The sequence below is a fragment of the Nonomuraea fuscirosea genome (assembly GCF_035917475.1).
GTDB lineage: Bacteria > Actinomycetota > Actinomycetes > Streptosporangiales > Streptosporangiaceae > Nonomuraea > Nonomuraea fuscirosea.
Genome location: NZ_CP109074.1, coordinates 8,223,323 through 8,235,799, shown reverse-complemented (window position 1 = coordinate 8,235,799; position 12,477 = coordinate 8,223,323). Strand labels below are relative to the sequence as shown.

Here is a 12,477-nt window from a genome sequence, read left to right as displayed (position 1 = left end):
CTTCCAGCCGTCACCGGTGTGAGGGATGAGAATGCCGGGTCGGCGGTGTTGGAGGTGACGTGGCGGACGGATATCACGGCGGGCTGAGTGTGCTCCTCGACGGCCGGAGGCTGTCACCCGTGCAGCGCAGGATCGCCCACTACCTGAGCGAAAACCTGGACGAGGCCATCTTCCTGTCCAGCGTGGAGCTGGCCGACCGGGCCGGGGTCAGCCAGCCCTCGGTGACCAGGTTCGCCATGGTGCTCGGGTTCGCCGGATATCCCGAGCTGCGCCAGGCGCTGCGGCCGCTGGTGCTGGGCAGCGGGACGGAGGCGCCGCAGGAGAGCCTGCTGCGCGGCGCCATCGACTGCGAGATCCGCAACCTGGCCCTGGTCAGGGAGCGGCTGGCCGCGTTGCCGCTGAAGGAGCTGGGCGAGCACCTGGCCGCGACCGAGCCGCTGCCCGTGCTGGGGCTGCGGGTCTCGTGCGGGCTGGCCACCACCTTCGCCTACTACGCCCGCCGCATCCATCCCGACGTGCGGCTGCTCACCCACGGCGGCTCCGAGCTGAACGAGGGCCTGCACGCGGCCCGGCGGGCCGGAGCCGAGTGGGTGGTGGCCGTGGTCCTGCCCCGCTATCCGGCGGAGGCGGTGCGGGCGCTGGAGTACGCGGGCAAGCTGGGCCTGCGGGTGGCCGCCATCACCGACCGGGCCGACTTCCCGGCCGAGATCGTGCTCGACGCGCCCGTGGGCGACCGGCTCGTGTTCGACTCGCACGCGGCGCCGCTGGCCCTGGCCATGGCCCTGGTGGAGGCCATGGCCGACGCCGCGCCGCTGCGTACGCGGGCCAGGCTGGAGGAGTACGAGCGGATGGCCGACGAGACCGGCACGTTCCTAACTGGCGATCTTGCCTAGCGACCGCATCGACCACATCGTCGTGAGCACCGCCAGCACGACGAAGACCCCGAACGCGATCGGGATCGACGGATCGCCGAGGCGCCCGTCGAACAGCGCCCGCCCCGCCTCGACCGCGTGGTAGAGCGGGTTGACCGGAGCCAGGAACTTCATCCAGTCGGGCGCGAACGAGATCGGCACGAACAGCCCGGCCAGCAGCATGATCGGCAGCAGGAACAGGTTGAGCGTCTGCGACATGCCGTTCTCGTCGCGCACGGTCAGCGCCAGCCCCTGCGACAGGCCCGAGGCGAACAGCCCGGTCGCGGCCATGAGCAGCAGCACCAGCACCAGCTCCACGGCCCCGATGCGCACCCCCATGGCGGTGGCCACGATCAGCACCAGGACGGCCTGGACCACCAGCACGACCATGTCCTTGGCCACCCGCCCGAGCACGATCGCCGGCCGCCAGGCGGGGCTGACGGCGTAGCGTTCGAGCGAGCCGTTGCGCAGCTCCGCGATCAGCCCGAACCCGGAGAAGAGCGAGCCGAACACGGCGATCATCATCATGGACGCCGGGGTGAACATGCGCAGCGCGTCCACCGTGGTGCCGCCCGGTGTCAGCGACTTCAGCAGGGGCGCGAACATGAGCAGGTAGAGCACCGGCTGCATGAGGCCGAACAGCGGCCAGATCGGGTTGCTGAAGGACTTCTTCAGCTCGTAGCCGGTGAACAGCGCGGTGTGGCGGATCATACGGCGGCTCCCGCGTCACGAAGCGATCGGCCGGTCTTGGCCAGGAAGACGTCATCGAGGGTGGAGCGGTCGAGCGCGATCGAGGTCAGGCCGAGGCCCTGCTCCTCCAGCGCCCGCAGCAGGGCGGGCAGCGTGTGCTCGCCGTCGTCCACGTAGACGCGCAGCAGGTCGTCGTCCACGCGGGTCTCGCGGGCCAGCGGCTTGAGCGTCTCCGCCGCCCGTTCCGGCTCGCTCACCCTGAGCGTGATCACGTCGCCGGAGACCTCCCGCTTGAGCGCGGACGGCGTGCCCTCGGCCACGACCGTGCCGTGGTCCACGATCATCAGCCGGTCGCACAGCGCGTCGGCCTCGTCGAGGTAGTGGGTGCTGAGCAGCACGCTGGTGCCCGCCTCGCGTAACTGCCTGATCCGGTCCCAGAGGTTGGCCCGGTTCTGGGGGTCGAGCCCCGTGGTGGGCTCGTCGAGGAAGAGCAGCGGCGGATTGTGCACGAGCCCGATCGCGATGGCCACCCGCCGCTTCTGGCCGCCCGACAGCGTACGGCCGGGGCGGTCGGCCAGCTCGGTCAGCTCGAAGCGGTCGAGCACCTCGGCGGTGGCCCGCGCGGGATCGGCCATGGCGAAGATCCTGGCGGCCATCATGACCTGCGCCCTGGCGCTCGTGGTGTCCTCCACCCCGCCGGCCTGGCTCACGTAGCCGAGGTTGCGCCGGACCTGCGCGGGCTCCTTGCGCAGGTCGTGACCCGCGATCGTGGCGGTGCCCGCGTCGGGGGCGATCAGCGTGGCCAGCATCCTGATCGTGGTGGTCTTGCCCGCGCCGTTGGGCCCGAGCACGCCGAAGATCTCGCCCTTGGCCACGCCGAGGTCCACGCCGCGCACGGCCTCGACGGTCTGGGCGCCCTTCCTGCTCCTGGTGGTGAACGTCTTGCGCAGTCCCTCTGCCTGAATGATCATCGGAGATGTCAGCTCCTTCATGGCAACTCGTCGGCCTCGATCCTCGGGATCGCCTTCTCCACCCAGTCGAGCTGGGCCTGGAGCATGGCCCGCTGCAGGGCGAGGTTCTCGTTGACGTGCTCAGGGGCGCCATGGGCGTGTTTCACGCCGGTCATGTGTCCCAAGGTTTCGACGTACATCCGAAGCTGGGACATCCTGCCACGCAGCGCCGTCAATATCTCCTGCTTTTCCAGCCGGTCCATGAACGTCATGGCCACCTGGAACGGGTCGACGATGGGCTTGAGCTCGTGCCACGCCTTGAGCAGCATCCGGTGGAACTCCTCGCGGCCGAGGTCGGTCAGGGCGTAGACGACCTTGCCGCCCTTGCCCGCCTCGACGACCTCCAGCAGGCCCTCGTCGGCCATCTTGCTCAGGCCGTGGTAGATCGAGCCGAACGCCACGTTGGTCCAGGATTCGATGCCCATGACCTCCAGGCGGCGGCGGACCCCGTAGCCGTTCATGGGGCCGTCCAGCAGGGCGCCGAGGATCAGGATCCGGGTCGATGACATGTGTTCAAGTTTGTATACAAACTTGAATATCCGTCAAGGTCAAATAAGCTGCTTCCATGAGTGAACGACCGACGGCGCTGGTCACCGGCGCCTCCCGGGGCGTCGGCGCGGCCGTCGCCAGGGCGCTGGCCCCGACCCATGACGTCATCCTGGGCGGGCGCGACGAGGGGGCGCTGGCCGCGCTGGCGGCCGACCTGCCGGGAGCGCGCCCCTGGCCGGTGGAGCTGACCCGGGTCACGGCGGCCGACGTGGCCGGCGTCGAGCGGCTCGACGTGCTGGTGCACAGCGCCGGGATGAGCCGGCTCGGCCGGATCGCCGACCAGCCGGCCGACGCCTGGCGGCAGACCATGGAGCTGAACGTGATCGCGGTCGCCGAGCTGACCAGGCTGCTGCTGCCCGCGCTCAGGCGGGCCGGCGGCCACGTCGTCTGCGTCAACTCCGGCTCCGGCCAGCGGGCCAACCCCCACTGGGCGTCCTACGCGGCCAGCAAGTTCGCGCTGAAGGCCTTCGCCGACGCGTTGCGGCTGGAGGAGCCTGAGCTGCGGGTCACGACCGTCTATCCGGGGCGGACGGCCACCGAGATGCAGCGGGAGGTGCGGGCGTACGAGGGCGGCGCGTTCGAGCCGGAGAAGTACCTCGAACCGGAGACCGTGGCGCGGGCCCTGCTCGCGGCGGTCATGGCCGGCCCCGACGCGCACCTCACCGAGCTGACCGTGCGGCCCCGAGGGGGTCCCGTCAACTGAGCTGAATGGATCCATTCACTACAGTGGGGTCCATGCTTGAGCGACTGGCCCCCATTGGAAGAGATCCCGAGACCGGCGGCTACCTGCGGGACGCCTGGTCGGCCGCCGATCTGGAGCTGCGCGAGTGGTTCGCCGGCGAGGCCGCCAAACGGGGGCTCGACCTGCGTGAAGACCGCAACGGCAACCTGTGGGCGTGGTGGGGGAGCCCGTCCCGCGAGCGCCCTGGCGTGGTGACGGGCAGTCACCTCGACTCGGTCCGCCAGGGCGGCGCCTTCGACGGCCCGCTCGGCGTCGTGTCCGCCTTCGCCGCGCTCGACCTGCTGAAGGAGCGGGCCGTGACGCCCTCGGTGCCCGTGGGCGTGGCCTGCTTCACCGACGAGGAGGGCGCCAGGTTCGGCGTGCCGTGCATGGGCTCGCGGCTGCTCACCGGCGTGCTCTCCCCCGACCGGGCGCTCGGGCTCACCGACGACGACGGCGACACGCTGGCCGAGGTGCTGCGGCGGGCCGGGCGCAGACCCCACGAGGCCGGCCGCGACGACGAGACGCTGGCCACCGTCGCCACCTTCGTGGAGCTCCACGTCGAGCAGGGACGCGGGCTCGTGACCGAGGACCGCCCGGTGGGCGTGGCCGGGGCGATCTGGCCGCACGGCCGCTGGCGGTTCGACTTCCGCGGCCGGGCCGACCATGCCGGCACCACCCGGCTGGCCGACCGGGACGACCCGATGCTGCCCTTCGCCCGGATGACGCTGGCGGCCAGGCAGGCGGCTCAGCGGCTCGGCGTGGTGGCCACCGTCGGCAAGATGCGCGTCTCGCCCGGCAGCGCCAACGCCATCCCCGGCCTGGTCACCGCCTGGCTCGACGCGCGCGGGGCCGACGCGGCGGCCGTGCGCGAACTGGTCGCGGAACTGAGCGGCGAGGCGAGCGAGGTGCGCGAGGAGTCCTGGACGCCCGAGGTGGTCTTCGCCGAGGCGCTGCGCGACCGGCTGGCCCGGGTGGCCGGCGGCGACACGCCCGCGCCCATCCTGCCCACCGGCGCGGGACACGACGCCGGGATCCTCGCGGCGGCCGGTGTCCCGAGCGCCATGCTGTTCGTCAGGAACCCCACCGGCGTGTCCCACTCACCCGAGGAGCACGCCGAGCGGGCAGACTGCGAGGCGGGAGTCGTGGCACTCGCGGACGTGCTGGAGGATCTGTGTCGCTGACCTACTGGTGCGAGCGGGCCTGGCTGCCCGAAGGGGTCGCCGGCGACGTGCTCGTGGAGATCGACGGCGCCAGGATCACCCGCGTCGAGCAGGGCCCGCCAGGCGACGCCGAGCGCCTGCCAGGGCTGACCGTCCCCGGGCTGGCCAACGCCCACTCCCACGCCTTCCACCGCGCGCTGCGCGGCCTCACCCAGGAGGGCAAGGGCGACTTCTGGACCTGGCGCGAGCGGATGTACGAGGTGGCCGCCCGGCTCGACCCCGGCTCCTACCAGCGCCTGGCCACCGCGGTCTACGCCGAGATGGCCCTGGCCGGGGTGACGTGCGTGGGCGAGTTCCACTATCTGCACCACGACCGCGACGGGCGGCCGTACCCGGGCGACGACAACGCGATGGGGCACGCCCTCGTCCGCGCCGCCCGCGCCGCCGGGCTGCGCATCGCGCTGCTCGACACCTGCTACGTGTCCGGCGGCATCGGTGCGCCGCTCGCCGGGCCGCAACTGCGCTTCAGCGACGGCGACGCCGAGCGCTGGGCGGTCAGGGCCGAACGGCTGCAGGCCGCCTACGACGGGCAGGCCGACGTCGAGATCGGCGCCGCCATCCACTCCGTGCGGGCGGTGCCGCCCGAGCAGATGCAGGTCGTGGCCGACTTCTCCCACCGCCACGCCGCGCCCCTGCACATGCACGTCTCCGAGCAGCGCGCCGAGAACGCCGCCTGCGTCGAACGCTACGCCGCCACGCCCGTCCAGGTCCTGCACGAACGCGGGGCGCTGGGGCCGCGCTCGACAGCCGTGCACGCCACCCACCTGACCGACGTGGACATCGAGCTGCTCGCGCAGTCGGGCACCTACATCTGCATGTGCCCCACCACCGAACGCGACCTCGCCGACGGCATCGGCCCGGCCAGGACGGCGGCCGACCGGGGCGCTCGGATCACTCTCGGCTCCGACAGCCACGCCGTGATCGACCTGTTCGAGGAGGCCAGGGCGGTCGAGCTGAACGAGCGGCTGGCCAGCGAGAGACGCGGGCACTGGCGCGCCGCCGACCTGCTGCGCGCCGCCACGGCCGAGGGGCACACCTCGCTCGGCTTCCCCGACGCGGGCCTGCTCGTGCCCGGCGCGTGGGCGGACCTGGTGACGCTGCGGCTCGACTCCGTACGCACGGCCGGCGCTCCTGACCTTGAGGCGGTGGTGTACGCGGCGACGGCGGCCGACGTGCACTCGGTGGTCTCCGGCGGGCGGCGCGTGGTGGCCGACGGCCGCCACGTGCTCGGCGACGTCGGCCGCCTGCTGGCCGAGGCGATAGCGGCGGTGACGGGAGCGCCGGAAACGGTGCCGGAAACGGGGACGGAAACGGCGACAGGAACGGCGAGGGGAGAGTGGCGATGACCACGACGCTGATCGACGGGATCGGGCTGCTCTACACCGGCGACCCCGAGCGAGAGGAGCTCCCCGAAGCCGCGCTCGTCATCGAGGACGGCCTGGTCGCCTGGACCGGCCCCGCCGCCGAGGCGCCCGACGCCGACGAGCGGGTGGACGCCGGCGGGCGCGCCGTCATCCCCGGTTTCGTGGACAGCCACGCGCACCTCGTCTTCGCCGGTGACCGGACGGCCGAGTTCCAGGCGCGCATGTCAGGGGAGGCGTACACGGGGGGCGGCATCAGGACCACGGTCGCCGCCACCCGCCGGGCGAGCGAGGCCGAGCTGGCCACCCGCGCGCGGGCCCTGGTCGGCGAGATGCTCGCGCAGGGCACCACCACCGTGGAGATCAAAAGCGGCTACGGGCTGTCCGTCGAGCACGAGCGGCGCTCGCTGGAGATCGCCACCGGGCTGACCGACGAGACCACCTTCCTCGGGGCCCACGTCGTGCCGGCCGGCACGGACGCCGACTCCTACGTGCGGCTCGTGGCCGGGGAGATGCTCGAAGCGTGCGCGCCCTACGCGAAGTGGGTCGACGTGTTCTGCGAGCGCGGGGCCTTCGACGGGGACCAGACGCGCGAGATCCTCACCGCCGGGCGCAAGGCCGGGCTCGGGGTGCGCGTGCACGCCAACCAGCTCACGGAAGGGCCCGGGGTGCGGCTGGCCTGCGAGCTGGGGGCGGCCTCGGCCGACCACTGCACCCACCTGACGGCGGCCGACGTGGACGCGCTGGCCTCCTCGGGGACGGTGGCGACGCTGCTGCCGGGGGCCGAGTTCTCCACCCGCTCGCCGTACCCCGACGCGCGGCGGCTCATCGACGCGGGCGCGACCGTGGCGCTGGCGACCGACTGCAACCCCGGCTCGTCGTTCACCTCGTCGATGGCGTTCTGCGTGGCGCTGGCCGTGCGCGAGATGCGGATGACGCCGCTGGAGGCGATCAGGGCGGCGACGTACGGAGGGGCACGCGCGCTGCGCCGTACGGACGTAGGCTGGCTGAGGCGCGGGGCCCGTGCGGACCTCGTCGTCCTCGACGCCCCTTCCTACGTGCACCTGGCCTACCGGCCCGGCGTTCCCCTCGTTCACCAGGTGTTTCACCGTGGTCTCCTCCTTGAGGAGGACATCCAGAACCATCCCGCAGACGTAGTGCTTTAGGGAATCTTTGCCCCTGCCCGGACGTTGGCCGGGTAAGTATGCAGCTGCGGAACGAGGTGCCTGGGGATGGCAAGGCCTACGGGGAGTCGCACGCAGGAGCAGCACGTCGCTGATCGCGACCTGCTGGGGACATATCTGGCCGAGATCGGCCGGGTCCCGCTGCTCACGGCTGAGGAAGAGGTGGAGCTCGCCAAGCGGATCGAGGCGGGCCTGTTCGCCGAACAGCTGCTCGACAGCGGGGGCACGGAGCCGCGCATCGGGGACGCGGCCGACGAGGAGCTGGAGCGTCTGGCCATCTCCGGCCAGCGGGCCAAGGACGAGTTCATCCAGGCCAACCTGCGCCTGGTCGTGGCGGTGGCCAGGAAATACTCCGGCCGGGGGATGCCGCTGATCGACCTGGTCCAGGAGGGGAACCTGGGGCTGGTCCGGGCGGTGGAGAAGTTCGACTACCGGCGGGGCTACAAGTTCTCCACCTACGCCACGTGGTGGATCAGGCAGTCGGTGGGCCGGGCCATTCACGAGCAGGCCCGTCCGGTCCGTCTGCCGACGCACGCCGGCGAGCAGATGACCCGGCTGATGCGGGTGCGGCGCGACATCCTGGCGGAGTTCGACGCCGAGCCGACCGACGACGATCTCGCCGAGATCCTCGACCTGCCCATCGAGCGGGTCCGTGAGCTGCGGCGCTGGGCCTCCGACCCGGTCTCGCTGCAACTGGGCGTCGGCGACGAGGACGAGACCGAGCTCGGCGACATGATCGCCGACGAGACCTGGGCCGACCCGGAGCAGCAGGCCATCGACATCCTGGAGCGCGAGCGGCTGGACCAGTGGCTCACCGGGCTCGAAGGGGTCACCAGCGAGATGCTGCGCTGGCGTTACGGGCTGGTCGACGGGCGCGAGCACACGCTGACGGAGGTGGGCGAGCGCTACGGCATCGGCCGTGACCGGGCCCGCCGGATCGAACGCGACGCCCTGGCCCGGCTGCGCAAGATGGCCACCGCGGCCGCCTGAGCCGCCGCACGACACCGCCGCGGTTCCGGGGGGAGCCGTAAAGGGTCGGGGGAGCCGTGAGACAGCGAGCCGCGAGGGCTCGGGGATTCGGGGGAATTCGGGGGAGCCGTAAGCTTTCCGGCATGCATGTCGAGACGTTGCGCCGTTATCCGGTCAAGTCGATGCTGGGAGAAGAGCTCGCCGAGAGCGAGGTCGGCGAGCGGGGGCTCGCCGGAGACCGGGCGCGGGCGGTGCTCGACGTCGCGACGGGGAAGATCGCCAGCGCCAAGAACCCCCGCCTCTGGCGCGGGCTGCTGGCGATCGAGGGCGCGCGGACGCCGGGCGACGCGGAGCTGTCGGAGTTGCTCGGACGCGAGGTCAGGCTGATCGACGTGCCCCCGGAGGGCGCCCACCTCGAACGGTCGGTGCCCGAGCGGGTGCTGGCCGACGGCATCGAGGCCGAGGTGCCCTACACCACGACCGTGCTCGGCTCGGGCTCGCCCGAGGGCACGTTCTTCGACTTCGCGCCGCTCCACCTGATCACCACCTCCACCGTCGAGCGGATCGGCGCGCTCGGCCCGCGCGGCTCCGTCGAGGCCCTGCGGTACCGGCCCAACCTGGTGATCGCGACGGAGCCGGACGGCTTCGTGGAGAACGACTGGGCCGGGCGTGAGCTGCACATCGGCGCGGAGGTGGTGCTGCACGTGATCGTGCCCAGCCCGCGTTGCGCCGTGCCGACGCTGGCGCACGGGTCGCTGGAGCGCGACGCCGACGCCCTGCGCACCGTGGCCAGGCACAACCGGGTCACGGTCTTCGACCTGGACAACCAGGCCTGCGCGGGCGTCTACGCGCGCGTGCTCCGCCCCGGCCTCGTGAGAAAGGGCGATCCGGTACGCCTCGCGTGACCGGACGGCCGGCCCGAGGCCCGCCGGCACGCCCCACGTCAGGGCGTGCCCGGGCTCACCCGGTGACGCCTCACTTCGTGAGCGGTGACAGGTACTTGTCCAGGTCGTCGAGGATCTTGCCGGCGGCCGTGACGCCGATCCCGGTCATCCAGATCTCGTCGTCCACGTTGTGCGCGTTGCCCGACTTGACCGCGGCCAGGTTCTTCCACAGCGGCCCCGCGGTGACGGTGGCCTGCGACTTGGCCGCCGCCTCCCCGTAGGCGGTGTAGAAGACGGCGTCGGCGTCGGCCTTGGCGATGTTCTCCTGGCTCAGCTTGCCGAAGCGCTTGTCGTCCTGGTCGGCCAGCTGCTGCGCCTCAGGCCGGGGGATGCCGGCGTCGCCCACCACGATGCCGCTGAACGACTCGGGGCCGTACATGCGGATCTCGGTCGGCATGAACCGCACGATGCTCACCTGGAGCTTCGCGAACTTGGCGCCCACCTCCTTGGCCCGCGTCCCGTACGCGGCCAGCAGCTGCTCGGCCTGCTCCTTCTTGCCCAGCGCCTCGGCGTCGAGCAGGAAGTTGTCCTTCCAGGTGATGCCGACCCGCTCGGTGAACACGGTGGGGGCGATCTTGGCGAGCTTGTCGTAGAAGGCGGCCTGACGGAACTTGCTGCCCAGGATGAGGTCCGGCTTGAGCGCCATGATGGCCTCGATGTTGAGCTGCTGCAGCGTGCCCACGGGCTTGGTGTTCGCCAGCGCCGGGCCGAGGTACTCCGGCCAGGTCTGGTTCTCCTGGGCCTGCGCAGCGCCGACGGGGGTGAGCCCGAGCGAGACCATCGTGTCGAGCTTGTCGGTGTCGAGGACGATCACCCGGGCCGGCGTCATGGGCACCTTGGTCTCGCCCATGGCGTGCTTGACGGTACGGGTGGGGCCCGCTTCCTGGGACGCGGTGGAGCCGCTCCCGCATGCGGTGAGGACTAACACGGGCAGCATGGCAGCGACGGCCAGGCGGAGGCGCATGGGCATTCCTTGATCGTTAGGTTAGGCAATCCTAAGTATGGCATGTCCGATTCAGCCTTGCCCAAATGCGTGCGGTGAGATGCCCGAAACGTAGCCGAAACACCCGTGTGGCGAGATTCACAGATGTGAAACACACCTGGTCGAGCCACGAAACCCCGGCCGAACACGCTGTGGCCACACGTCACATGTAAGGAGGGTCGCGTCGTGAAGATCGATAGCGGCACGACTGCCTGGATGCTCGCGGCCACCGCGTTGGTGCTGTTGATGACTCCGGGCCTCGCGTTCTTCTACGGGGGCATGACCAGGGCCAAGAGTGTCCTGAACATGATGATGATGTCGTTCGGCGCCATCGTCACCGTAACCATCACCTGGATGCTCTTCGGGCACTCCCTGGCCTTCACCGACAACCCCAGCTCAGCACTCAACAACTTCGTCGGCGGCTTCGACGCGCTCGGCCTGCAGAGCCTGGTGGAGACCGCGACCAAGGACGACGGCACCGGCATGCCGAGTCTCGTCTTCTCGGCCTTCCAGATGACGTTCGCCATCATCACGGTCGCCCTGATCAGCGGCGCGATCGCCGACCGGGCGAAGTTCGGCGCGTGGATGCTGTTCACCGTGATCTGGGCCGCGGTCGTCTACTTCCCCGTCGCGCACTGGGTGTGGGGCACCGGCTGGCTCAACACCATGGGCATCGAGGACTTCGCGGGCGGCACGGTCGTCCACATCAACGCCGGTGCGGCGGCGCTCGCGCTGGCTCTGGTGCTGGGCAAGCGGCAGGGCTGGCGCAAGGAGCCGATGCGGCCGCACAACCTGACCCTGGTGCTGCTCGGCGCGGCGCTGCTGTGGTTCGGCTGGTTCGGCTTCAACGCCGGCTCCGAGCTGGCCGTGGACGGCACGGCGGGCCTGGCCTTCCTCAACACGCAGGTCGCCACCGCGGTCGCCGCCGGCGCCTGGCTCGTGGTGGAGAAGCTGCGTGACGGTCACGCCACCAGCCTCGGCGCCGCCTCAGGCGCGGTGGCCGGTCTGGTCGCCATCACCCCCGCCTGTGGTTTCGTCGACCCCTGGGCCGCGATGGTCATCGGCCTGCTGGCCGGCGCGATCTGCGCCTACGCCGTGGGCCTGAAGTACAAGCTGGGCTACGACGACTCCCTCGACGTGGTCGGCGTGCACCTGGTCGGCGGTGTCGTCGGCGCCGTCTCCCTCGGCTTCCTGGCCGCCTACCCCTTCCTCGACCAGCAGAGCGAGGGCCTGTTCTACGGCGGCGGCTTCGGCCAGCTCGGCCTCCAGGTGCTCGGCCCCGTCGCGGTCGGCGGTTACTCCTTCATCCTCACGTGGGTCATCGGCAAGATCATCGACAAGACGATGGGCTTCCGCATCTCCACCGAGGACGAGGTCACCGGCATCGACATCACCTCGCACGCCGAGACCGGCTACGACCTCGGCACCGTCCACGCCTCCGGCGTGAGCTCCCCCAACGGCCCCGTCACCGCTCCCGCCACGAAGAAGGTGGACGCATGAGGCTCATCACCGCCATCATCAAGCCCTTCAAGCTCGACGATGTGAAGGCCGCCCTCGAACAGTTCGGCATCAAGGGCATGACCGTCAGCGAGGCCAGCGGCTACGGCCGCCAGCGCGGCCACACCGAGGTCTACCGCGGCGCCGAGTACCAGGTGGACCTGGTGCCGAAGGTGCGCCTCGAAGTCCTCGCGGAAGAGGACGACACCGAGGACGTGATCGACGTCATCGTCAAGGCGGCTCACACCGGCAAGATCGGCGACGGCAAGGTCTGGTCCGTGCCGGTCGACACCGTCATCCGTGTGCGCACGGGAGAACGGGGTCCGGAAGCCCTGTGACGTCGGAGACGCGAAGCCCTGACAACGGCGTCAGGGCGGAGCACGACAGGGGTTCCACGACGGATCCGCGGCGATGCCCGGACGACGGGGTCCGGGCG

13 protein-coding genes are annotated in these 12,477 nt (G+C 71.2%); 9 read left to right on the top strand and 4 right to left on the bottom strand.

All coding sequences use genetic code 11. The features are described from left to right. Positions 1-59 precede the first annotated feature (59 nt). Complete coding sequence (locus OIE67_RS37360; protein ID WP_106248307.1) at positions 60-893, top strand: MurR/RpiR family transcriptional regulator; 834 nt, start codon at positions 60-62, stop codon at positions 891-893. Here the strand turns inward: OIE67_RS37360 and OIE67_RS37355 are convergent. Genes OIE67_RS37355 through OIE67_RS37345 form a run of 3 tightly spaced genes read right to left on the bottom strand, consistent with a single transcriptional unit; the run spans position 873 to position 3,120 of the window. Further along, positions 873-1,622, bottom strand: coding sequence for an ABC transporter permease (locus OIE67_RS37355; RefSeq protein WP_326629396.1), 750 nt, complete (start codon positions 1,620-1,622; stop codon positions 873-875). The two genes, OIE67_RS37360 and OIE67_RS37355, sit on opposite strands and share 21 nt — an antisense overlap. After that, complete coding sequence (locus OIE67_RS37350) at positions 1,619-2,572, bottom strand: ATP-binding cassette domain-containing protein (RefSeq protein ID WP_326629394.1); 954 nt, start codon at positions 2,570-2,572, stop codon at positions 1,619-1,621. Before OIE67_RS37350 ends, OIE67_RS37355 begins: the two co-directional genes overlap by 4 nt. 17 nt (positions 2,573-2,589) lie before the next feature. Beyond that, positions 2,590-3,120, bottom strand: coding sequence for a PadR family transcriptional regulator (locus OIE67_RS37345; RefSeq protein ID WP_106248311.1), 531 nt, complete (start codon positions 3,118-3,120; stop codon positions 2,590-2,592). 56 nt (positions 3,121-3,176) lie between these two features. On the opposite strand from OIE67_RS37345, the gene OIE67_RS37340 reads away from it, so the two are divergent. The 6 genes from OIE67_RS37340 (at position 3,177) to OIE67_RS37315 (ending at position 9,523) form a co-directional block, all read left to right on the top strand. Next, positions 3,177-3,863, top strand: a complete 687-nt coding sequence (locus OIE67_RS37340) for an SDR family oxidoreductase (RefSeq protein WP_326629392.1) — start codon at positions 3,177-3,179, stop codon at positions 3,861-3,863. A gap of 32 nt (positions 3,864-3,895) precedes the next feature. Further along, a complete protein-coding gene (locus tag OIE67_RS37335; protein ID WP_326629390.1) occupies positions 3,896-5,065 on the top strand; it encodes an allantoate amidohydrolase in 1,170 nt (389 codons plus the stop codon). Next, positions 5,056-6,450 carry a formimidoylglutamate deiminase gene (locus tag OIE67_RS37330; protein WP_326629388.1) on the top strand — a complete coding sequence of 465 codons (1,395 nt, stop codon included), beginning with the start codon at positions 5,056-5,058 and terminating at the stop codon, positions 6,448-6,450. Before OIE67_RS37335 ends, OIE67_RS37330 begins: the two co-directional genes overlap by 10 nt. After that, the gene (gene hutI / locus OIE67_RS37325) at positions 6,447-7,631 is read left to right on the top strand and encodes an imidazolonepropionase (protein WP_326629386.1); all 1,185 of its coding nucleotides are present in this window, start codon (positions 6,447-6,449) and stop codon (positions 7,629-7,631) included. The genes OIE67_RS37330 and hutI overlap by 4 nt, the downstream gene beginning before the upstream one ends. 66 nt (positions 7,632-7,697) lie before the next feature. After that, positions 7,698-8,639: a sigma-70 family RNA polymerase sigma factor gene (locus OIE67_RS37320; protein ID WP_106248319.1), complete on the top strand. Its 942-nt coding sequence runs from the start codon at positions 7,698-7,700 to the stop codon at positions 8,637-8,639. 122 nt (positions 8,640-8,761) lie between these two features. Further along, the gene (locus OIE67_RS37315; RefSeq protein ID WP_326629381.1) at positions 8,762-9,523 is read left to right on the top strand and encodes an MOSC domain-containing protein; all 762 of its coding nucleotides are present in this window, start codon (positions 8,762-8,764) and stop codon (positions 9,521-9,523) included. 70 nt (positions 9,524-9,593) lie between these two features. On the opposite strand, the gene OIE67_RS37310 is transcribed toward OIE67_RS37315, so the two are convergent. Next, the gene (locus OIE67_RS37310; protein WP_326629379.1) at positions 9,594-10,526 is read right to left on the bottom strand and encodes an ABC transporter substrate-binding protein; all 933 of its coding nucleotides are present in this window, start codon (positions 10,524-10,526) and stop codon (positions 9,594-9,596) included. A gap of 204 nt (positions 10,527-10,730) precedes the next feature. On the opposite strand from OIE67_RS37310, the gene OIE67_RS37305 reads away from it, so the two are divergent. Together OIE67_RS37305 and OIE67_RS37300 are read left to right on the top strand one after the other, a co-directional pair. Beyond that, entirely contained in the window at positions 10,731-12,044 is a 1,314-nt protein-coding gene (locus OIE67_RS37305; RefSeq protein WP_326629377.1) for an ammonium transporter, read from the top strand. Further along, positions 12,041-12,379 carry a P-II family nitrogen regulator gene (locus OIE67_RS37300; RefSeq protein WP_020546578.1) on the top strand — a complete coding sequence of 113 codons (339 nt, stop codon included), beginning with the start codon at positions 12,041-12,043 and terminating at the stop codon, positions 12,377-12,379. Before OIE67_RS37305 ends, OIE67_RS37300 begins: the two co-directional genes overlap by 4 nt. Positions 12,380-12,477 lie beyond the last annotated feature (98 nt).

Coding starts and splice junctions, on each gene's coding strand:
- OIE67_RS37355 (WP_326629396.1), bottom strand. CDS start 1,622: ATGATCCGCCACACCGCGCTGTTCACCGGCTACGAGCTGAAGAAGTCC.
- OIE67_RS37350 (WP_326629394.1), bottom strand. CDS start 2,572: ATGATCATTCAGGCAGAGGGACTGCGCAAGACGTTCACCACCAGGAGC.
- OIE67_RS37345 (WP_106248311.1), bottom strand. CDS start 3,120: ATGTCATCGACCCGGATCCTGATCCTCGGCGCCCTGCTGGACGGCCCC.
- OIE67_RS37340 (WP_326629392.1), top strand. CDS start 3,177: ATGAGTGAACGACCGACGGCGCTGGTCACCGGCGCCTCCCGGGGCGTC.
- OIE67_RS37335 (WP_326629390.1), top strand. CDS start 3,896: ATGCTTGAGCGACTGGCCCCCATTGGAAGAGATCCCGAGACCGGCGGC.
- hutI (WP_326629386.1), top strand. CDS start 6,447: ATGACCACGACGCTGATCGACGGGATCGGGCTGCTCTACACCGGCGAC.
- OIE67_RS37320 (WP_106248319.1), top strand. CDS start 7,698: ATGGCAAGGCCTACGGGGAGTCGCACGCAGGAGCAGCACGTCGCTGAT.
- OIE67_RS37315 (WP_326629381.1), top strand. CDS start 8,762: ATGCATGTCGAGACGTTGCGCCGTTATCCGGTCAAGTCGATGCTGGGA.
- OIE67_RS37310 (WP_326629379.1), bottom strand. CDS start 10,526: ATGCGCCTCCGCCTGGCCGTCGCTGCCATGCTGCCCGTGTTAGTCCTC.
- OIE67_RS37300 (WP_020546578.1), top strand. CDS start 12,041: ATGAGGCTCATCACCGCCATCATCAAGCCCTTCAAGCTCGACGATGTG.